General features: G+C 64.8%; 1 protein-coding gene. It reads left to right on the top strand.

Annotated features, from left to right (window positions below; translation table 11 throughout):
- Nucleotides 1–253 (top strand): alpha/beta fold hydrolase (locus ACRHOZ_RS21150; RefSeq protein WP_431130303.1); only part of this gene is annotated, 253 nt, incomplete at both ends.

The raw sequence follows: 253 nt of genomic DNA, 5'->3' as shown, positions 1-253 counted from the left end.
ACGTGATCGAACTGGCCCGCGCGCTGGACCTGAAGAACGCGATCCACATCGGGCATTCGACCGGCGGTGGTGAGGTTGCCCGCTATGCCGCCCGCGCCGAGGCTGGGCGGATCTCCAAGGCGGTGCTGATCGGGGCCGTTCCGCCGGTGATGGCGAAGACCGAAAGCAACCCCAACGGCATTCCGCTGGAGGTCTTTGACGGCTTTCGTGCAGCCCTTGTGGCGAACCGGGCGCAGTTCTTCCTAGATATTCC

Source organism: Flagellimonas flava (assembly GCF_050617915.1).
Taxonomy (GTDB): domain Bacteria; phylum Bacteroidota; class Bacteroidia; order Flavobacteriales; family Flavobacteriaceae; genus Flagellimonas; species Flagellimonas flava_A.
This window is presented reverse-complemented; position numbering and strand designations above follow the sequence as displayed.